Source organism: Amycolatopsis sp. CA-128772, from assembly GCF_002904295.1.
Classification (GTDB): Bacteria; Actinomycetota; Actinomycetes; order Mycobacteriales; family Pseudonocardiaceae; genus Amycolatopsis.
In genome coordinates this window covers 25,052-44,687 of the sequence record NZ_PPHG01000023.1, presented here as the reverse complement: position 1 = coordinate 44,687, position 19,636 = coordinate 25,052, and the positions used below count along the sequence as shown (strand labels likewise).

Sequence of the window (19,636 nt, the reverse complement as noted above, 5' to 3'; positions counted from 1 at the left end):
CATTAATGTACGAACTAGTACGTTCACGGTAGCGCGGCGGCCGCCCGCACGGTAGGGCTGGGCTAGAGTGGGGCCGTCGACCTGCAGCGGAAGGAGCCCGGTGGCCGCACCATCGTCGGAGGCCGAGCGCCAGCGCGACAAGGACCGCACGCGCGCCGACATCCTGGCGGTGGCCACCCGCGAGTTCGCGGACAAGGGCTACACCGGCGCCCGCGTCGACGAGATCGCCGCCCGCACGAGCACGACCAAGCGGATGATCTACTACTACTTCGGCGGCAAGGAACAGCTGTACATCGCGGTCCTGGAGAAGGCGTACACGACGATCCGCGTCCTGGAGCAGCAGGTCGACGTCGAGCACCTGGACCCGGAGGACGCACTGCGCCGGCTGGCGGCCCTGACGTTCGACCACCACGAGGCCAACCCGGACTTCATCAGGCTGGTCAGCATCGAGAACATCCACCACGCCGAGCACCTGGCCCAGTCGGAAATCCTGGCCGGCCTGGCCGACCCGGCCCTGGGCAGCCTCACGGTGGTCCTGCAGCGAGGCCGCGACGCCGGCCGTTTCCGCGAGGACGCCGACGCCCTCGACGTCCACATGATCATCAGTTCGTTCTGCGTGTTCCGCTTGGCCAACCGCCACACGTTCCAGGCGATCTTCGGCCGCGACATGCTGGCCCCGGCCCGCCGCGAGCACTACCGCACCATGCTCGGCGACCTGGTGATCGACTACCTGACGGCCTGAAATCCCGCTCCGACGCGAACGAAGTGTCACATTTTCCCTGCCCACGGCGACTTGCTCGACAGGAGAGCCGGGCAGGAGGCTTCGCTTTGCGGGTGGTGTTCACCGATGACAGCCGGCAGCAGGATGCTGAAGGCCGCTGCCTTGAGAGACGTCAAGAGCATGGTCGTGCTCCTCGGCCACTCGGCTCGGTACAGCAGCCGCACGCAAGCCGAAGCCGGGGCCGAGATCCTCAAATGGCTCTACGAGCGGGTGTCCATGCACCTCGGCGACGTGGGCGATGCCGGCATCGTCATCGCGGACAAGCCCGGAGGCGGCGCTGCTGAAGAGACCAAGTGGCCGGCTGCCTCCCTTGACCTCACCGACCACGGCACCGAATATATCCAACCCGGCAAGATCATCCTGCCGATCGTGACTGCGCACAGTCATCACGTTCCCCACCTGCAATTGGCCGATCTTGCCGTCGCCGCCACCACTGCCGCCTACGCGGGCCGCCCGAGGGTCACCGGTGCGGGAATCGTTCTGTATCCCGAGCGCATGAACCTCTGCTACTGGGCGTTCGGCGAAACGGGCTGGGCTCGGCCATCTGCGTCGAGCGGCTGGGCATTACCGCGAACGGACCTTCCCTACGCCGACGACCCCGGCCTCCCGCCCGGAACACCAGTACAGGCACCAGTCGACGGGCCAGAAACAGCCACGCAGTAGCGCGGTCGCGGCACGCGGACGTCCCACCACGGCTTGCCTGCGAAGCCCGCTTCCGGCGGCGACCTCATGATCGACTGCCTGAACGCCTGAAATCCCGCTCTTGACACCCGGGGTCCGGTCTCGCACCCTCTATTAACTAACTAGACCGTACATTGCTTCCCCGCCGCAGCCTCAGCAGCACAGTCTGAGCAACGAAGCACGGACGTCAGGAGCACCTCCCCGTGACCGGATCGATGCCCCGCAAGGCGGCGCTGGCCGCCTGGATCGGCAGCGCGCTCGAGTACTACGACTTCTTCATCTACGGGACCGCCGCCGCCCTCGTGTTCTCCAAGGTGTTCTTCCCCGCCTCCTCCCCCGCCACCGGTACCCTGCTCGCCCTGGCCACCTTCGGGGTCGGGTACCTCGCCCGGCCGGTCGGCGCCTTCGTGCTCGGCCACGTCGGAGACCGGTTCGGGCGCAAGCGGGTGCTCGTCTTCACCCTGCTGCTCATGGGGTTCGCGACCTTCTGCGTCGGCTGCCTGCCGACGTACGCGAGCGCCGGCGTCCTGGCCCCCGTGCTGCTGGTCGTGCTCCGGCTGCTGCAGGGGCTTTCCGCGGCCGGCGAGCAGGCGGGCGCCAACTCGATGTCGCTGGAACACGCCCCGGAACACCGGCGCGCCTACTTCACCAGCTTCACCCTGAGCGGCACCCAGGCCGGGCAGATCCTGGCCACCGCGATCTTCCTGCCGGTCGCCGCGCTCCCCCAGGCGCAGCTGCTGACCTGGGGCTGGCGGGTGCCGTTCTGGGGCAGCGCGCTCGTGGTGGTCGTCGGGTTCGTGATCCGCCGCAAGCTCGAGGAAACGCCGGTGTTCGAACGCACCGAGGTGGCGAAGCTGCCGGTCGCGATCCTGTTCCGCCACCACTGGGCGGACGTCCTGCGGGTGGTCGTCGCGGCGACGATCGCCTCCGTCAGCACGATCTTCACCGTCTACGCCCTGAGCTACGCGGTCAACACGATCGGCCTCGCCCGCACGCCGATGCTGTGGGTCGGCGTGCTGGCCAACGTCGTCGCGCTGGCGGCAATCCCGCTGCTGGCCCGGCTCGCCGACCGCGTCGGCCGCAAACCGGTGTTCATCGCCGGGTGCCTGGCCTGCGGGGTGCTCATCTTCCCGTACCTGTGGTCGATCTCGATCGGCTCGTACGCGCTGCTGTTCGTGCTCGGCATCGCGCTGTTCGGGGTGGCGTACTCCGGGGTCAACGGCGTCTGGCCGGCGCTCTACGGCGAGATGTTCAGCGCCCGGGTCCGCCTGTCCGGCATGGCCATCGGCACCCAGATCGGCTTCGCCGTGGCGGGGTTCGCCCCCAGCGTCGTGGCGGCCATCGGGTCCGGCAAGCACGACTGGCTCGGCGTCGCGATCTTCACCGCGGCGGTGTGCGCGGTGGCGGCGATCGCCGCGGCGACGGCCCGCGAGACCTTCCGCGTGCCGACCGCGGAACTCGGCGGCACCGCATCCGCGCCACCCCGGGTCGCGTCCACTGTGGACGGCTAGAACGGCACGCCGAACACGGCGGCGAGCGCCCGCACCGCGGTCCACAGCCCGGCGCCGGCGCTCGCGAGCCCGCCGGCGTCTCGGAGCAGGTCCCGGGCCCGCCGGACCTTCGCGCCGGCTCCCGGCCCGCCGTGCACGACGTCCCGGTCGACCTCGTCAAGGGCGTCGTGCACGGCTTACTTGGTGGCCGAGGGCAGCCGGGCCGCGTCGAGTTCGCCGCGGACCGCCCGCACCAGCGCCGCGACCTGCCGCGCGTCCGGGCCGCGGCGGATCTCCTGGTGTCCACCGTGGACGGTGTTGATGTCGCCGTGCACGGCGTTGTTGACCGTCCCGGCCCGCACGTCGCCGTGGAAGTGGATGCCGTCCACCTAGCGCCTCCGGTGCCGGGCGGCCTTGGACAGCACCAGCCCGATCGTCGCGACCACCCCGCCCAGCCCGAACAGGGCGAAGCCCACCGCACCCAGCGGCACGCCGTCGAAGACGTCCGGGCCCAGCAGCGACGGCGGCGTCTCGAAACCGGCGTGGGCGACCGCCTTGGCGAACCGGAAGATCACCGACGCCCAGATCGCGAACCCGGCCAGGACCATCAGCAAGCCCAGCACCATGACCGCGCGGCCGGCGCCCCGCCCGGTGGCCAGCTCCGAAATCAGCTGCCCTTCCGGGGTGCTGAATTCGTAGTGCCGGCGGTTGTCGTAGCTGTGGTTGACGTCGCGCCCGGCGTTGTTGATCGTCCCGGCCGACACATCGCCGAAGGAGACGCCCCGCTGCCAGGTCCTGGTGGGCCCGGCGCCGGCCACACCGTCGGAGTAGACGGCGGTGACCGGCCCGAAGTCCAGCCGGTCCCCGTGCCGCAGCGGGTGGTCCTGCCCGGCGCCCAGCCGCCGCCCGTTGAGCCGCGTCCCGTTGCGCGACCCGGCATCGGACACCCAGGTGCCCCGCCCGTCCCGGCGGACCCAGGCGTGCCGCAGCGACACCTGGTCCGAGTACAGCCGCAGGTCCGCATCGGGCCCCCGCCCGACAAGCCACGAACCCCGCCGCACGGCCAGCCGCGCAACGGCCCCGTCGACCGTCTCGATCTCCGCCTCAACCCGCCCGGCCATCGGCCCTCCTCCCGCCACACGACGTCTTCGCGAAGGAAGAGCCGCGCGACGCGGGCGGGAATATAGGACGAACGGGTGAACCCGGTCCAGCGGCGGTCGGGCGCCGTAATGACCATTCCCATCCCCGCCCGACAACCGCCGAACCGCTGATCAGCCGAAGTTTCGTCAAGAGCTGATAAGATCACGAGGTCACGATTCCGGACGACGGGAGGCAGGCGACGTGAAACCCTCGCCGGCATTCTCACCGGGACGCCCGGATCGCGTGCGGATCTCCTTCAGCGTTCTCTTGCGACTCGCCGAAGACGACCGTTTCGTGTTGTTCGACGCACCCAAGCGTCCGGGCGCCTTCGGACCACCCGGCGGCGTCGTCAAGTACTTTCCCCCGGCCGGGCGAATACTGGACAGCCTGGGGTTTCAGCCCGAGCGCACCGGCTCTCCCCACCGCAAGCTCAAGGCGGACCTCCGCGGCATCCTCCCAGGCGGCGCGCTGCGCCGGTTCCGCACCTGGTTCGCATCCGGGTCGTACCGCGAGACTGCCGACGAATGCCTGCGCCGCGAACTGCGCGAAGAGCTCGCTGAGGTCGGGGTCCACGGCCTGGACCGGGTCGTTTCAGAATTGCGGTTCACCGCCGTGCGAACGGTACGCGAGGGCCCACATCACGTGCCGGGAAAGAATTACCGGCAACTGCGTGGATTCGATGTTCGCGAGCTGGCGATGACCAATTCCGCGGCACGACGCCTGAACCGGGAGCTGGTCGACGCGGCCGAGGACAACGCATGTCCGGGCGTACTGCTGGCCGGACCCGACGACATCGCCCACGGCCGGCTGGATCGCGCCCTCATCGCCCCGCAGAGTGCGTTTCTCCTCGGCCCGGCGCGGCTCTCGCCAGACCTGCCGCCGCTGCGATGACCACCCCCGAATGGCGCATCGCGCAGCTGCGCACCCCCTTGCGGAAACGTCCCCTCGGCGAGGTCCGGCTCGACCTGCCGGCGGTGACCCCGGCCGAGCCGGCCGACGAAGCGCCGGAAGGGCTGAGTCTCGTGGAATTCCGTCAGCGGTACAGCGTGGAGCCCGCCGGACGTCGTGCCCGGATCGCCGCCGCCTACCTGATCACCGGCTTCTCGGACCCGCGGGTGCGCATCAAGGAGTTGTCCGGCGTGACAGCCGAGCCCACCACCGAGCTGATCGTTTCCGAGCTGCCGCACGGCTGCGGCTGGCTCGCCGGCGATCCGCTCGGGGTGACCGCGGCGCCCCGGACCGGCGAGGTCCAGGCCACCCTCTGGGTACCGCAAGACCAAGCCGAGCTCTCCGGTGTCAACCGATTCGACACCACGATCCTGCGTCCCGCCTGGCACCGCCGCCGGCTGCACGCCGGTATCGGCCCGATCCCGTTCTCCGTCGCGTTGCCGCACGAGCGGACGCGGCGCCCCCTGCCGCTGCCCCGGCCGGTCAGCAACCGGAAGCCGGCCGTGCGCCTGTGCATGGCCGCGGACACCTCGTCCTACCGACGCTTCACCACGAGCGAAGCAGCGCGGACGCAGGAACGGCTGGTCGCGGTCCTGGCTGAAGCAAGGCGGGCCGCCGGAATCCCCGAGCCGGAGGTCGACCTGCAGCCCTCCGGTGACGGCCAGTTCGCGATCCTCCCGACCGGCCTGGACGAGACGGTCGTGATTCCCCGGCTCGTGGAAGGGGTCCGCACCGCCCTGGCCACGGTGAACGCGGATCTGAGCGACCGGGCACGGCTGCGGCTGCGGGTCGCGCTGCACCGGGGCCACGTCGCCCCCGGCGTGAACGGCTGGGTCGGCGCGGTGACCGTGGCTGTGCACCGGCTCCTCGACTGTGCGCCGCTGCGGAACCGGCTCGAACGCGACCGGTCCGCCGACTTTGCGCTGATCGTGTCGGACGTGCTCTTCGGGGACGTCATCGCCGCCGCCGGCGGCCGGCTCGATCCGGCCGCGTTCGAGCCGGTCGACGCAGTCCTGCCCGACAAGGACTTCGCCGAACGCGCGTGGGTCCACACACCGCGGTCGTGACCCGCTCACGGGCCGCGGTACAGCACCGGGACGTGCTGCCCGTGGATCCGCTCATCGCCCAGGGCCATCGCCGCCCGGGCCCGCCCGAACGCCGGCTCGATCGCCAGGCCCGCGGCCAATGCCTGGTAGAACGCCACGCTGAAGTCCGTGGCCGATCGGTCACCGAGCCAGCTGCGCATGCCGATGACGTAGCTGATGTGCTCGGAGAGCGCTTCGGCCAACCGCGCGCTGTGACACGCGTTGACGATCACGCACTCCACACTGTCCGACACCTCTTTGAACAACGCAGCGAGACCCGGCACGGAGAGCACCCGGCCCGCGCCACCGGCGGACTCGGCGAGGAACCGCCCGTCGTCGGTGCCGTGTCCGGAGAGGTGGACGATCCGCGGCGAAAAGTCGAGCAGCGCCTGGGTCAGGTCCCGCACGCGCAGGGCACCGCGTTCTTGCAGGTCGAATAAGTCCCGGTGGACGCCCATCCGGAGCGTGTCCCGCACATCCCGCACTTCGGCATCCCACCTGATCCGTTCGGTGTCCGTCGGGTTGGCTGCGAGGTAGAGAATCTGCACCCTGCCGGCTCGATGCTGGCCGAGGTGTCCCACCGCGACCGTTCGCCGGACCCGGCGCTCGATCCGGCCGCCGGCTCCGCCCGCGCACTCGGCCGAGAGGTGCACCGGCACGACCTGCCCCGGGTCCCGGGCCAGGACGTGGAACTCGAACGGCTCGCGCTCCCCTGGCGGCAGGTTGCCGAGTGAGACGGCGACCCCCTTCGGGTCGACCGAGAACGGCCCCCACAGGGCGAGCCGTCCCGAGGTGATGGCGGTGGCCCCCGTGTTGACGATCTCGCCCTTGATCGCGTCCCACTCGCCGCAGGCGATCCGCACGGTGGACAGTTCGATCTCGAACTTCGGCGGCGGAGCCGGTGGCTGCTCGACGGGCTCCGACACCTCAAGCGCGGCTCGGAAGTCGGTGACGCGGTGTCCGTTCCCCACCTCGTCGCGGAACGAGAAGTTCGTACTGGTCGCCGTCCAGGAGCCCGCCCGCAACGGCCGGACCTTCACCGTCGCCGTCCACTCGGTGCCTGCCTCGAGCCGGACGACCGCGAACTCCTTGTTGCCGCGCAACGCCGGGATCTGGGCCGGCAACCGGAGGGCGAAATGAATGTTCGTACAGGCGCGCGAACCGTCGTTGCGCAGATGAACGACGATGTTCGCCTCTTCGCCGACGTGCAACCCAGCGGCGGTGACCTCCGCGTGGATCATCGCGGCCTCCCGTCCATGACCGTGGCCCGGGGGTGGTGGGCCCGACGGCAGCTTTCGCAGTGGACGGCGATCCGGTCCACCGGGATCAGGCGGGCGGAATCGATCGCCGCGAAGGCATCGTCGATCACGGCCTGCTGGTGCGACCGGCAAAGAGGCTTGCCACAGTGGTGGCAAACGGCATCGACCAGCACCTTGCGCTCGTTGTCTTCCTCGGCGTCGCAGTCACTGCATTTCCAGGTCATTTCGCCCTTCCCAGTTCTGCGGGCCGCCGTAGCTTTCGTCCAGCTCGGCGGTCTCACGGTCGATGCGGGCGATGAAGGCTCGGCAGGCGTCCTCGGAGATCCGACGGTCCAGCAACGCGTCCTCGAACTTCTCGCGCCGCCGCTTCAGCTCCTGGATCCGCAGGTCCGACGCGGGATTCCGCGCTCCAACGCCGTGGTGGTCGTGCGATCGGACCACCTTGCGCTGCTGCTGCAGAGTGTCCGAGATAATGCCCTGCAGCCCGTACCAGACCGACTCGATCTCGTCCTCCATGTCCTTGCTGGCGAAAGCGCCTTTCACGTACAGCCGCACCTTGGTGTTGCCGGCCTCGGCGCGGATGTCGCTGCCGTAGACCTCCTCGCCGGTCAGCACGACGTGGAAATCGACCGGGTAGACCCCGAAGTAGCGGCGGCCGGCGACGTCCCAGGCCCGGTTGACGAGATCCGCGCGACCGCGGTCGCGCGGCGGGTTTTCGATGACGCGCTTGACGTAGTAATCGTCCCCGCTCATCGCGTCGGTGAGCGCGATGAGCGTCTCGTGGTCGGGGATCACGCCCGGGAATTCATGGATCTCCGGGATCCGGGCGGGATGATCCTTACGCGGATCCGGGACCACCCGAATGTCCTGGTAGCGGACACCGTTCAAGCTCAGCTCGATGTCCGCGGTGACTTCGGTCTTGACATCGGAGTACCGGAAGCCCCGCCGCCGTCCGCCGAGCGGCTCGAACAGGTCCACTCCCTCCAGCCCGGACAACGCCCCGCGGAACGAAACGACCAGTGATCCCGTGATCACGTCGGTGAGCTTGATCTGCTCCTCGAAGTGGACAGCGAGCTCCAGCCGACGCTTCGCCTGGTCGAGGGTTATCTGCTTCCATTCGATGCGCCGGCGGCCGGTATCCGGGTTGGCGCGGCTTTCGACCGCGGCATCCTCGACGAATTCGACGTTGCCCCACGCCGCCGGCACGTAAAGCGTCAAACGCTCGACGCGGTCGGCGTCGAGACTCGAGTCCGCCGACGGCCAGTTGCCGAGCCATTGCAGGTCCAGCTGGAGGGTGCGCTGATCGGATTCCGGCATCAGGGCCGGGGTGAGCCACAGCGGGATTTCGCTCCGTCCGGGCACCCCGGTGACGCGGTGCCCCAGGCGCACCTGCCACTTCGCGCTCACGGGGACGTCCGGGGAAGCCAGGAAGGGCTGCATCCCGGCCAGGCCGGCCAGCGGAACGACCAAGCCGCCACCGACCCGGTCGGTGAACTCGAGTCCGGCCGGGCCGCGCAGCACCAGGTAGCCCGCCGAGAACGGAATGTTCTCGGTGCTGCTCAACCCGAACTTCTTGCGGTACTCGCGCAGTCGGTCCTGATCCGGACGGCCGAAGGTCGTCTCGACCTTGATGTGCCCGTCGACCGGCGTCACCGACGTCCGGTAGGTGCCATCCGCTTCGAGCACGAGTTCACCGTGCAGGACTTCCCGCACCTCCACCGCGTCGATGCTGGGGACCACCGGCAGCGACGGCCGGTCGAGCAACGCCGCGCGAGCGCGCCGGCGATCCGCGTACCGGATCAGCACAGCAGCACCGGCGCAGCCGAGCAGCAGGATCACCCCGGCCGGCGGGAGCAGGAACAGCACGACGAGGGCAGCGGCTGCGATACCGCCCACGACGTAGTACATCTGCCGGAGCGACGCACCGACGACGTGGTCGTGCGTGGCGCAGTGGTGGGGCTGGGTCTTGCGCAGGCCGAGTCCCTCGAATTCGCTCGTGACCACCGGTTTGCGGACGTGGTCCGCGCACAGGGGCCGGCCGCAGTGGTGGCAGACAGCGGAGATCTTCGCCGAGCCGCAGCTGTGACAGCGAACGCGGGGAGCTCGTTCGCGGAGTTCATAGGACATTCGTCGGCGCTCCTCGTCGAGTTCCGGGTTTCACCGCAGGGCGCGGATCCGGTCGAACCGGTCGCGGACCGCCGCGTGCAGCGCGTTCATCTCACGGGTGACCGCCCGGCTGGCCCGCGGCAGTTCGCCGTACATGAAGACCTTCAGCTCTCCGCTGGGCAGCTTGCTCGTGTAGGAGTGGCCGCCCGGCTTGTGGACCGTGCGCTCGGTTTCGTGATGACTGCCCTCCACGAAAATGAACAAGATCATCGTCTCCGGCCCCTCCGCCCGTTTGGCTCGCCCCTGCCACCGGCGCGTCCCGCCTTGCTCCGGCTTCTCCGTGAAAGCAACATCGAATCCTCGGTCGGACAACGCGTTCTCGATGTCGGCGATGCGGGCCTGCTCCGGGATGACTTCGTCGAAATGGAGGTGCTGATGCGGTTTGAGTTTCCGCCTCGCGAAAGCCTCCCCCAAGATCAGGTGCACGCGCGAAGTCAGCCGGGTGCACTCGCGGTGTCCTTCCTCGGCCACGCGGCCGAGGCTGTCGAAGAGCCGGGTCCGCATGCCTGAGAGCAGGACGTCCGGGATCTCGAGTTCAACCGTGCCGTCGAGGCTCGGTTGCCGGTACAGCTCGCCGGGCTGACGGATCGATACCACCATGGTGTCGCTCACGAAGCGAAGTTCGTCGCGCCGCTGGTGGTGCTCGTCCACCTGCATGGGAACATCGCGCCACTCGATGGTCCGGTCCACCGGGTTGTAGGTGATGGGCCGTTCGGTCACGTTCGTGCCGCGCTGCTCGACCGTCAGGACGTGCAGGGAGGTGATCGTGGGCCAGTCCAGCGAGATGCGGTTGACGACCGGGGCCGGCTCGGGTCGATCGTGCGGCCAGGGGATGATCAGCGTGACCCGCACCCGGAGCCACAGGTAAGGCCGAAAGTTCGGTTGCTCCGAAGGACGAGCGAAGTCGGGTGAGTCCTGCGTCGTGACCGTTCCCCCGTAGGTGTCCGGGTCGAGCAGGTCGATCCGGACGTTCACCGGGACCACCTCGAGCTGGTTCGGCCGCGGCCGGTACTCGTGCCGGATCACTCCGGCCTGGCGGTCCCGGCGCAGCTCGTGCCGCCCGCCCGGCGCGTCGGGCCCGGTGACCGGAACCTCGATGGGCAAGGCTCCGTAGCTGTCGTCCAAACCCAGCACCGCACCCAGGTCGGTGTGCTGGTGCCCGGCGAAGGCCAGGTGGCCGATCACCGCGTTCCGGGGATCCTTCCCCCCGGCCTCGAGCACGGGTGCGACGTCGGCACAAGCCCGGCGCGTGAAGTGGTCGGCCCCGTCGAACGGCACGACGATCTCGATCCGCCCGGTCGGCGCGCCGACGCTGCCGATCGCCGGGTTGCGCGAAATCTCCTGTTCGTAGTGGTGGCATTCGGTCACCGTGACGCGCTCCGGATGCGCCCGGGCGAACAACTGGTCACCGACGGGCGGTCTGGTGGCGCCCGCGGCCAGCACGCTGAAAACGGAGCGGAACTTACGGCGGAGAACGTCGCGGAGATTCGGCATGCGCGCCCTTTCGGACGGTTCACGGTGGTGCACGAGACTGACGTGGATCACTCTGTGACAGATCGCGACAGGCAACGCCGTACTATTACGGGATTCCGCCAGGAAGTTCCCCGAATCGGCGGAGGCCGGGCAGATCGATGATCAGTACCCGCCGGTAGCGGCGGCCGAGCGCGCCCGCCGACTCGAGCCGCCGGAAGGTCTTCTCCACCGTGCTGAGCCCGGTACCGGCCATGGAAGCGATCTCTGCCTGTGACAGCGGAATTCCCACCTCCCACCCCGCGGCCGTGCACGAGCCGTGCTGCTGGACGACGTCGAGCAGCACCCGGACGACGCGGACCGGGGCCGGGCACACGACGAAGTCGATTCCCCTGCGGTCCGCGAACCGCAGGCGCTCGCTGAGCATCTGGGCGACGGCAAGACACACCACCGCGTTGCGGGAGAGGAAGGCCGCGAGGTCGGCGCTGTGGATGACCCGGGCCTGCACGGGAGAGCACGTGACGACGTGCGCCGATCGCGGCCGGTGCTCCAAGGTCGCCATCTCGCCCAGCAAATCGCCGCGGCCCCGCACGGCGATGACGACGTCGCGGCCGCGCTCGGTGTCCACGACGACCTTGACGGCTCCCTGGAGGATCAGCAGCGAGTGCTGAGCAGCATCGCCCTGACGGATGACGCGCTGCTGCGCCGGGAGCCTGACCGGCCTACCCAGACGGAGCAGGCCGTCGGCGTCCGGCCCGCGAAGCCGGCCGAGCAGGGACGCGGGTGGCCAGGACATGGCGTTCACCGGACGGACTGTGCCGTACCTCGGTGCGGCGAACCCCGTGCAAGAACGGGATTGACCGGCTCAGTCCGGCAGACCGGCCAGGAGGTGCAGCCGGGGCAGGTCGAGGATCGTCATCCTCCGGTAGCCCGTCTCGAGCACCGACTTCCGGCGCAGCTCGCTGAGGGACTTGTGCACGGTGGGCTCCGCCGCGCCGATCAGGGCGGCGAGCTCCGGCTGCGAGAGCGGGAAGCCGATTTCCCAACCGCGCTGCGTGCGCGTTCCGTGGGACCGGACGAGGGTGGCGAGAACGCGAGCGACCCGGACCGGGACGTCGTATCCGCTGAAGTCGACCCGCCGGGCGGTCGCCCAGCGCAGTTTCGCGGCGACCGATCGGCTCACGGCGACACCCGCGTCCGGATGGTCTCTCAGGAACGCCTGGAACACCGCCTGGGTCATGACCCGCGTGTTCACCAGGCCGACCGCCGTGACGGTCGCCGAGCGCGGCCGTCCGTCCAAGCCGGCGAGCTCGCCGATGAGCTCGCCGGGCAACCGGACCGCCAGCAGCGCCCGGCCGCCGTCGGTCGTGCCGGCGGTCACCTTCACACAACCGGAGAGGAGCAGGATCACGTGCGTGGTCGGCTCGCCTTCCAGCAGCAGGACTTCGCCGGGCCGGAACCGGCGCTCGACGCCCACGCCCAGCAGGGCCTGCACAGTGGCCGGTGGCAGCGCGGTGAACAGGCCAGGACCGGCCGGGGTCTCGCCCACCGCCATCACCTCCCCTTCGACCACCCCAGCAGCAGGAACGACGCGGCCACCAGGGCGCTGACCCGTTCGGCGTAGCGCTACTACGGAAGCAAGGCGCCCCGCCGGCGTTCGACCTCGAACAACAGCTGCTCGGTGAGAGACCGCGGTCCGGCCCGGAGCGCCGTGTCCGCCAGCCGCTGCTTGAGCCACGATGCGATGGCATCGGGCTCGCTGAGACCGGCGGGCGTCGCGGGACCAGGCACCCAGTGGCGCAGAATGTGCCGGGTGGCGCTGTCCATCCACCCGGCATCGCCTGGCGCGGCCTCGACCACCGGGACCCAGTCGCCGAGGTATCCGAGGGCGATCGCCTTCCCGTGCGCGACGCTGGAGTGGAGTCCAGCGGGGTCCACGTCGGCCAGAGCCCGGATCGCCGCGTCGGCTCCTCCGGATCGGCGGGCCAAAAGGCCGTAGGCCGGCAGGATTTCGGCCAGCGGGGCGAGCTCGACCAAGCCGTACCGGCCGGAGGAGACCGTCGACGCGGTCGCACCGAGGCTCCGGTCGGCCAGCAACCCGGCGATCTCCGGCAGCCCCTCGGCCAGCCCCGCTGCACAGAGAGCCAGTGCGCGAACGACCGGTTCGCCGCTCCGGTCGGTCACCAGGAACCGGCGGGCGGCCTCGCCGAGTTCCACGGCGTCGGCGGGAGCACCGTCGAACGTCGTGCACGCGGCCGCCACGTCGGCGATCGCGCGGGAATCGCCGGCGGCCAGCAGGACGTCCAGCTCCTCCGGACCGGGCCGGGTGTGGGCGAGCATCGTGGTCCACGGCCAGTGCAACCGGGCGGGAACCGCGCGGTCCCGCAGCCTGCGGGCGGCATCGCGGCTGGCCCGGAACCCGATGGCCGGATCGGCCTTGACGACCGCGTGCGCCAGCGCCGCGAGACCTTCGATCCGCTCCCCCGTCTCTTCCTCGGCCAGTTCGGCCACGAGACTCGCGGCGTGCTCGACCGTCGCGGGAGAGCGCACGGCCGCTGCCGCGATCAGCAGCACCGACGTCGGCGAGCCACGGTCGGCCGCGAACACCAGCTCGTCACGCAGCCGGGGATGTTCCGCCAGGATGCGGCGGGCCAGGACGTTCGCCGCACCGACGTCCAGCGACCCGAGGCGACGAACCGCACCGGGATCGACCGGTCCGTCGAACAGGCCGTCGACCTGGTCGGCCACGTCGTGCCGGATTCCGTAGGAGTAGAGGCGCGCCGACCAGAACGCGGGATCGTCCAGCCGTTGCAGCAGCCGGAGCCGATCCGCCCGCATGGCCTGGATCTCGGCGTCCACTGCCAGGGTGGGAAGGATGCGTTCGATTTCGGCCAGCCGCGCGGCGACGAGCCCCGGGCGTCGGGAACGGAGCGAGCCGGGCAGGACGACGTCCAGGACCGACAACGCGTCGTCTGCCGCTTGGGCGACCTCGGCGTCGGCGCCGGTGACGAGGCCGGCCAGCATCAGATCCAGGCCGCGCACCCGCCGTTCCTTCACGATGCGGACAGCTTCGAGGCGCGTCCACTGGGGCTGGTCCGCGTCAAGGAGCTGACCGAGCAGGTCACGCACCCAGTCGGTCGGCACCGCGAAGTCTGCCGGTTCCGGCGGCGAGGCGCCGGTCAATGCCTCCAGCGCAGCGCGCAGCAGCTCCGGTGACACCGTCCGGGCCGTGAGTTGTTGCCTGAGCTGCCGCAACGCATCAGGGGTATCGACGGTCCCGAGCGCTTGGACGGCCCTCAGCGCCGCGAACCTTCCCCGGGCGGGGTCGCCCAGGACGCCCGCCTGGGCGCGGACGAATTCGTGGCAGCACGGCAGGGACGGCCGCCGGCGCAGGAGCCGTGCCGCGAATCCGGGATCGCCGTCCGCGACGGCCCGGACGACGGTCACCAGCACATCGTCGGGCACTCCGGGCAAGTGAGCTGCCAGCAGGGTGATCGGTCGCCAGGCGAAGCTTCGGGCGCGCTCCCGAAGGATGTCTTCGGACGCTTCGGTGAGGGACATCGCGGCGAAGAAGTCACGCTCGATACCCTGCGCGAACCGGACTTTCCCGTCTTCACGCCGGAGCATGCCGCGCGCGACCAGATCGTCGGTCCCGGCCGGCGCCGGAATCGGGCCGCCGACGTCGACGCTCACCTCCGCGACGCGGGTCAGCAGGGACGGGTCCAGCCCGTCCAGGCGGCTGACGAAGTACTCGTGATAAACGTCCGTAAGGGCGACGAACGCGCGACGATCGCGGAGGACGTCGAGGTACATCACCAACAGTCCCGGCGTGACTCCCTCGACAGCGTCGAATTCCCGCCGCAAGCGCGAATAACTCCAGGTCATCCCCGGAAGGGTGTGTTCGACCATGAACTGCTTCGCGAGGCGAGGGGGCCAAGGTTCGATCCGCACCACGTCGAATCCCGTCCGGACGGCCGGCTCCGGATTCCGGGCGGCCACGATCACCGGAGTGCGCGGGAATCGCCGGTGCAGGTCGCCGATCTGCTCGAACAACCGGGCCTGTTCGGAGGCCGGGACCTCGTCGACGCCGTCGACCAGCAGCCGGACCGCACCGAGGGCCAGCGCTTCCCGGGGAAGGCTCCCCGCCGCGCCCTCGTCGAGAAGCCGGCGGGCGTCGACCAGCCGGGGCATCTTGAGCGCGACCACGCCGGCTTCGGGACGGACGACGTCCATCGCGGCTCGGTAAGCGAGCTCGCGGAGGATGCGCGTTTTCCCGCTGCCCGCACCGCCGACCACAACGAGCGGCTTCGGCGTCTCTTCCGGGACAACGCCGAGGAAATCGTCGTGCTCCCGGGACAACTCGATCACCATTTCGCGCGCTCCCGCCAAGAAGTGGCGGGCCACGTAGCGGTCGGTGAGTTTGCGCAGGTCCAGGTCGGCCACCGGCTGCTGCGCCCGGTCGACGGCCGCCACCAGCCCGGCGAGCACGTCCACCGTGTCCGGGTCCGCGGGATCGGCGAAACCCGTCATGCACTTCAGCACCTCGTCCGGGTCCGCCCAGTGCACGAACGGGTCGTCGTCGGCGAGCCACTCCGTCGCCACCGCGGCGGCGGAGTGCACCGCCCGCAGCTTGTCCGCGGTCTGGACCGCGCCCTCCCACTTCGCGGTCCGGTAAGCCGTGAGATGGACCTGCGCCAGGTAGTCGCGCCACGCGACGACCTCTGGTGGGTACGTACGAGCCGCGCTCGTCCGGATCGTCGCCAGGATCCGGAAAGCGACCTTCGCCGGCCGCCCATCGAGCAGGTCCGCCAGCTGGTCGGCGGCGCCGGGGACCGGGAGCCGGCCGGCCAGCGCCAGGAGCCGCTGGATCCGGACCAGTTCGCCGTACGGCAGTTCGGCGAAGACATCCCGGAGCAGGCTGATCTCCAGGCACGCCGCGTCGGCGAACACCGGTTGGCCATCGGTGGTGGCCGCGAAGTCGATCAGCACCGGACGGTCGTCCACGCACATCACGTTCCGGGCGTTGAGGTCCCCGTGCACGACGCCGCGGACCCGGCCCAGCTCCGGATCGGTCAGCACGCACGGCAGCCCATGGGCCGGATCAGCCGTGCGGACACCGTCCGCGACGACGACGCCCGCGGTGCGCTCGACGGTCTCGAACGCCCCGTCGAAGCGAGCCCGTCGTTCGGCGAACCTCGTACTCACGACCACCCCGGCGATCGGGCCGTCCGACGGCGGCGACAGGACGACCCGCACGGCCGAATGCGCCGGATCGGCCAGCCGGATCGGCGTGCCTGGCGGGAAGCTCGCCGCGCCTCCGAGTGACGCCTGCAGGATGTCCTCGGGATAGGACAGTTTCGCGGTCACCGCACCGGGTTCGATCACGATGTCCGGTCCGAGCACGGGATTGAGGTCGCGCAGGCTCCGCTCGGCTCGCACCTCGCGCCGGTTGTGGAACGGTGTCGCCATCGCCGCGAACAACGCGGTGATCAACTCGTGGGCGAGCTGTTCCGTTCCCCCGCCGACGAACGCCGCCGCGACGACGTCCTCGAGGGTGACCGCAGGCACCTCCCAACGGCCGACGTACTCCTCGACGTGCGCGTAGACCACGGCTTCCGTTTCGACGCCCGGGTCGGCTCCCTCCGTGCGGGCACCGTCCGTGGCTTCCTGAATGGGTGCACACACCGCGGCTGGGTAGTCGCCGAGATATCTGCGGAAATTCGCGAACTCCGCCGCCATTTCCGCGGATGGCCCGATTTTGACGACCCGCTGGCGACGTTCGGAACCCGCCCGCAACACGACGTCCAGCACCAGGGCACCGCTACGCCCGCCATCGAAGACCCGGCGTATCCTGACCGATTCCACCGGTCCGTGCCAGCCCTGCGCCGAGGTGGTGATCCGCAGGATCGCGTCGTGGATCCTTCCCCGGCTGCCGTCGGGAAAAGGAAAATCCCGGGGAATGATCTCGGGAACCGACGACATCGACACCTCCCTGCGTGGTGTGCCACCTTACCCAACGGACGACCGCGTTCCCGTGATCGGAGACGAAATGCCGGAAGACCGCCGGAAGCTGTGGGCCGACATCTGCATCCGCTTGCCGCGGATTCACGACGAGGCCACCGTGGTGCAGGAACGCGACCGGTACGAACGCCTACTGGCCGACACCCGCGCGGGACTGGACACCCTCGACGGCTGGAACGCACTGACGAGGAAGATCGACCAGTTGCTGCGGAACGCGGGCACGCAGGTCATCCGTGACGGCGACTCGGCCAGCAGGACGCCATCGTGGCTGCGCGGACAGGTCCGCGTCCCCCACCAGTGCCCGTTCGACCATTGCGATCGCCGAGTCATGGCCGCGCCCGGCAACGCACCCTCGTGCGCACTCTTCGCGGCCCGGATGGACCCCGAGGAGTCCCGGCGCGATAGTCCGTTCGAGTGAGGCGTTGACCGAGCACATCCGTCCGGTTGTGGGGCGTTTTCCTGCCCTTCGGCTGCCAGCCGCCCCGGTCAGACCTTCGGCACCGGGGTGTCCGCCGTCTTCACTCGTTCCAGCAGCAGCTGGGCGACGTCGCGGACGTCGACGTTCTCCGCCTTCTGCTCGCTCTGGCGCTGGACCAGCCCGTCCGTCAGCATCACGCGGCAGAACGGGCAGCCCGTCACGATCGTCTCCGCGTCCGTGGCGATCGCCTCGTCGACGCGCTCCAGGTTGATGCGCTTGCCGATCTGCTCCTCCATCCACATGCGTGCGCCGCCTGCGCCGCAGCACAGGGCGCGGTCGGCGTGGCGGGGCATTTCGGCCAGCGTTGCGCCGGTGGCGCCGACCAGGTCGCGCGGTGGGGTGTAGACCTTGTTGTGGCGGCCCAGGTAGCAGGGGTCGTGGTAGGTGACGCGAGGGCCGTCCTCGACCGGCTTCACCGGGGTCAGCTGACCGCCGCGGACCAGGCGGTTGAGCAGCTGCGTGTGGTGGACCACCTCGTAGTGCCCGTCGAGCTGGGGGTATTCACGGCTCAGCGTGTTGAGGCAGTGCGGGCAGGTCGTGACGATCTTGCGCAGGCGCGGCTCGCGGCCCTCGAACACCGCGTTGAGCGTCTCCGCCGTCTGCTGGGCCATCATCTGGAAGAGGAACTCGTTGCCCGCGCGGCGGGCCGGGTCACCGGTGCACGACTCCTCGTTGCCCAGCACCACGTACCGCACCCCGGCGATGTGCAGCAGCTCTGCCGTGGCGCGGACGGTCTTGCGGGCCTGGTCGTCGAACGCGCCCGCGCAGCCGACCCAGTAGACGTACTCGACGTCCTCGGCCAGCTCGCCGTCGAACACCGGGACGTCGAAGCCGAGGTCCTTGGTCCACGCGAGGCGCTCGGAGTTGTTCTGGCCCCACGGGTTGCCCTTGGTCTCCAGGTTCTTGAACAGCCCGCCCAGCTCGGTCGGGAACGCGGATTCGATCATCACCTGGTAACGCCGCATGTCGACGATGTGGTCGACGTGCTCGATGTCCACCGGGCACTGCTCGACGCACGCACCGCAGGTCGTGCACGACCAGAGGACGTCCGGGTCGATGACGCCGCCGTCGTCCTCCGGGCCGACCAGCGGGCGCGCGCCCTCGTGCTCGGTGCCCGCGAGGATGTAGGGCGCTTCCTCGAACAGGTTGTCACGCAGGTTCATGATCACGAGCTTGGGCGACAACGGCTTCCCGGTGTTCCACGCCGGGCACTGCGACTGGCAGCGGCCGCACTCGGTGCACGTGGCGAAGTCCAGCATGCCCTTCCAGGTGAAGTCGCCGATCTTGCCGCGGCCGAAGGTGTCGTCCTCGCCCGGGTCCTCGAAGTCGATCGGCTTGCCGCCGGACTCCATCGGCAGCAGCGGGCCGAGCGCGTCCGGCAGCCGCTTCGCCGAGACGTTGATCGGCGCCACGAAGATGTGCAGGTGCTTCGAGTAGAGCACGATCGACAGGAACACCAGCATGACGCCGATGTGCAGCAGCAGGCCGACGGTCTCCAGCACCTCGGTCGTCGAATGCCCGAGCGGCGCCAGCAGCTTGCCGACGCCGAGTGAGACGTACGCGCCGTTGTCGTACGGGAAGTTGCCGGACGCCGAAGACGCTCCACGGAAGAAGAACATCGTCCAGACGACGTTGAAGATCATCAGCAGGATGAGCCACGCGCCGCCGGTGTGCGAGCCGTAGAACCGGGACGCGCGGTCCTTGCGCTCGGGGGCGTTGCGGATCCGGATGACGGTGAACACGCCGAGCGAGACGGCCACCGCGACGGCGATGAAGTCCTGCAGGAAGCCGAGCACCGCCCAGTGGCCGATCCACGGGATCGCGAACCGCTCGTCGAAGAGCGCGCCGTACGCCTCGAGGTACACCGATGCGAGGATCACGAAGCCCCAGAACGTGAAGAAGTGGGCCAGGCCGGGCACCGACCACTTGAGCAGCTTGCGCTGGCCGAACACCTCGCGCACCTGCGCGAAGACCCGGGCGCCCAGCTCGTCGGACCGCTTGGTGTCCGGCTGGCCGGCGTTGATCAGCCGGTACAGGAAGTGCACCCGCTTGCCGGCGACGGCGAGGCCGGCGACGGTCATGAGCAGGCCGAGGATGAGACGAACGAGCACGAGTCC

General features: G+C 69.9%; 17 protein-coding genes. 6 read left to right on the top strand and 11 right to left on the bottom strand.

From position 1 onward, the window contains the following. The first annotated feature begins 100 nt into the window (after positions 1 to 100). The 3 genes from C2L59_RS09990 to C2L59_RS09980 all read left to right on the top strand — a co-directional run bounded on the left by C2L59_RS09990 (position 101) and on the right by C2L59_RS09980 (position 2,973). On the top strand, positions 101 to 742 hold the full coding sequence (locus tag C2L59_RS09990) for a TetR/AcrR family transcriptional regulator (RefSeq protein ID WP_103349237.1): 642 nt from the start codon (positions 101 to 103) through the stop codon (positions 740 to 742). Positions 743 to 847: 105 nt separating this feature from the next. Then, positions 848 to 1,444: a hypothetical protein gene (locus tag C2L59_RS09985; protein ID WP_103349236.1), complete on the top strand. Its 597-nt coding sequence runs from the start codon at positions 848 to 850 to the stop codon at positions 1,442 to 1,444. 221 nt (positions 1,445 to 1,665) lie between these two features. Further along, positions 1,666 to 2,973, top strand: coding sequence for an MFS transporter (locus C2L59_RS09980; protein ID WP_103349235.1), 1,308 nt, complete (start codon positions 1,666 to 1,668; stop codon positions 2,971 to 2,973). On the opposite strand, the gene C2L59_RS48740 is transcribed toward C2L59_RS09980, so the two are convergent. The 3 genes from C2L59_RS48740 to C2L59_RS09970 are packed head-to-tail and all read right to left on the bottom strand — an operon-like array spanning position 2,970 to position 4,073. Continuing rightward, entirely contained in the window at positions 2,970 to 3,146 is a 177-nt protein-coding gene (locus tag C2L59_RS48740; RefSeq protein ID WP_233223381.1) for a hypothetical protein, read from the bottom strand. The two genes, C2L59_RS09980 and C2L59_RS48740, sit on opposite strands and share 4 nt — an antisense overlap. Positions 3,147 to 3,149: 3 nt before the next feature. Continuing rightward, a complete protein-coding gene (locus C2L59_RS48735; RefSeq protein WP_233223380.1) occupies positions 3,150 to 3,341 on the bottom strand; it encodes a hypothetical protein in 192 nt (63 codons plus the stop codon). After that, a complete protein-coding gene (locus C2L59_RS09970; RefSeq protein WP_103349234.1) occupies positions 3,342 to 4,073 on the bottom strand; it encodes an FHA domain-containing protein in 732 nt (243 codons plus the stop codon). Positions 4,074 to 4,293: 220 nt separating this feature from the next. On the opposite strand from C2L59_RS09970, the gene C2L59_RS09965 reads away from it, so the two are divergent. Beyond that, positions 4,294 to 4,983, top strand: a complete 690-nt coding sequence (locus tag C2L59_RS09965; RefSeq protein ID WP_146060302.1) for a hypothetical protein — start codon at positions 4,294 to 4,296, stop codon at positions 4,981 to 4,983. After that, positions 4,980 to 6,107 (top strand): hypothetical protein, encoded by a 1,128-nt coding sequence (locus C2L59_RS09960; protein ID WP_103349232.1) that lies wholly within the window; start codon positions 4,980 to 4,982, stop codon positions 6,105 to 6,107. The genes C2L59_RS09965 and C2L59_RS09960 overlap by 4 nt, the downstream gene beginning before the upstream one ends. Before the next feature lie 5 nt (positions 6,108 to 6,112). Here C2L59_RS09960 and C2L59_RS09955 read toward each other — a convergent pair whose 3' ends face one another. From C2L59_RS09955 to C2L59_RS09925, 7 genes are all read right to left on the bottom strand, one after another. Then, entirely contained in the window at positions 6,113 to 7,366 is a 1,254-nt protein-coding gene (locus C2L59_RS09955; protein WP_103349231.1) for a CHAT domain-containing protein, read from the bottom strand. After that, on the bottom strand, positions 7,363 to 7,608 hold the full coding sequence (locus C2L59_RS09950; protein ID WP_146060301.1) for a hypothetical protein: 246 nt from the start codon (positions 7,606 to 7,608) through the stop codon (positions 7,363 to 7,365). Before C2L59_RS09950 ends, C2L59_RS09955 begins: the two co-directional genes overlap by 4 nt. Further along, on the bottom strand, positions 7,589 to 9,511 hold the full coding sequence (locus C2L59_RS09945; protein WP_146060300.1) for a hypothetical protein: 1,923 nt from the start codon (positions 9,509 to 9,511) through the stop codon (positions 7,589 to 7,591). Before C2L59_RS09945 ends, C2L59_RS09950 begins: the two co-directional genes overlap by 20 nt. Positions 9,512 to 9,541: 30 nt before the next feature. Then, entirely contained in the window at positions 9,542 to 11,044 is a 1,503-nt protein-coding gene (locus tag C2L59_RS09940; protein ID WP_103349228.1) for a hypothetical protein, read from the bottom strand. Positions 11,045 to 11,129: 85 nt separating this feature from the next. Next, positions 11,130 to 11,816 carry a Crp/Fnr family transcriptional regulator gene (locus C2L59_RS09935; protein WP_103349227.1) on the bottom strand — a complete coding sequence of 229 codons (687 nt, stop codon included), beginning with the start codon at positions 11,814 to 11,816 and terminating at the stop codon, positions 11,130 to 11,132. Positions 11,817 to 11,885: 69 nt separating this feature from the next. After that, positions 11,886 to 12,575, bottom strand: a complete 690-nt coding sequence (locus tag C2L59_RS09930; protein WP_103349297.1) for a Crp/Fnr family transcriptional regulator — start codon at positions 12,573 to 12,575, stop codon at positions 11,886 to 11,888. A 74-nt stretch (positions 12,576 to 12,649) separates the two neighbouring features. Beyond that, the gene (locus C2L59_RS09925) at positions 12,650 to 17,002 is read right to left on the bottom strand and encodes a hypothetical protein (RefSeq protein ID WP_146060298.1); all 4,353 of its coding nucleotides are present in this window, start codon (positions 17,000 to 17,002) and stop codon (positions 12,650 to 12,652) included. On the opposite strand from C2L59_RS09925, the gene C2L59_RS09920 reads away from it, so the two are divergent. Further along, positions 16,980 to 17,459 (top strand): hypothetical protein, encoded by a 480-nt coding sequence (locus C2L59_RS09920; protein ID WP_103349225.1) that lies wholly within the window; start codon positions 16,980 to 16,982, stop codon positions 17,457 to 17,459. The two genes, C2L59_RS09925 and C2L59_RS09920, sit on opposite strands and share 23 nt — an antisense overlap. A gap of 68 nt (positions 17,460 to 17,527) precedes the next feature. Here C2L59_RS09920 and C2L59_RS09915 read toward each other — a convergent pair whose 3' ends face one another. Further along, positions 17,528 to 19,630, bottom strand: a complete 2,103-nt coding sequence (locus C2L59_RS09915) for a (Fe-S)-binding protein (RefSeq protein WP_103349224.1) — start codon at positions 19,628 to 19,630, stop codon at positions 17,528 to 17,530. Between the last annotated feature and the right edge of the window lie 6 nt (positions 19,631 to 19,636).

Excerpts from the sequence above, each read along its gene's own strand:
- C2L59_RS09985 (WP_103349236.1), top strand. The coding sequence starts at position 848 with ATGACAGCCGGCAGCAGGATGCTGAAGGCCGCTGCCTTGAGAGACGTC.
- C2L59_RS09970 (WP_103349234.1), bottom strand. The coding sequence starts at position 4,073 with ATGGCCGGGCGGGTTGAGGCGGAGATCGAGACGGTCGACGGGGCCGTT.
- C2L59_RS09960 (WP_103349232.1), top strand. The coding sequence starts at position 4,980 with ATGACCACCCCCGAATGGCGCATCGCGCAGCTGCGCACCCCCTTGCGG.
- C2L59_RS09955 (WP_103349231.1), bottom strand. The coding sequence starts at position 7,366 with ATGATCCACGCGGAGGTCACCGCCGCTGGGTTGCACGTCGGCGAAGAG.
- C2L59_RS09950 (WP_146060301.1), bottom strand. The coding sequence starts at position 7,608 with ATGACCTGGAAATGCAGTGACTGCGACGCCGAGGAAGACAACGAGCGC.
- C2L59_RS09945 (WP_146060300.1), bottom strand. The coding sequence starts at position 9,511 with ATGTCCTATGAACTCCGCGAACGAGCTCCCCGCGTTCGCTGTCACAGC.
- C2L59_RS09940 (WP_103349228.1), bottom strand. The coding sequence starts at position 11,044 with ATGCCGAATCTCCGCGACGTTCTCCGCCGTAAGTTCCGCTCCGTTTTC.
- C2L59_RS09935 (WP_103349227.1), bottom strand. The coding sequence starts at position 11,816 with ATGTCCTGGCCACCCGCGTCCCTGCTCGGCCGGCTTCGCGGGCCGGAC.
- C2L59_RS09930 (WP_103349297.1), bottom strand. The coding sequence starts at position 12,575 with ATGGCGGTGGGCGAGACCCCGGCCGGTCCTGGCCTGTTCACCGCGCTG.
- C2L59_RS09920 (WP_103349225.1), top strand. The coding sequence starts at position 16,980 with ATGATCTCGGGAACCGACGACATCGACACCTCCCTGCGTGGTGTGCCA.
- C2L59_RS09925 (WP_146060298.1), bottom strand. The coding sequence starts at position 17,002 with ATGTCGTCGGTTCCCGAGATCATTCCCCGGGATTTTCCTTTTCCCGAC.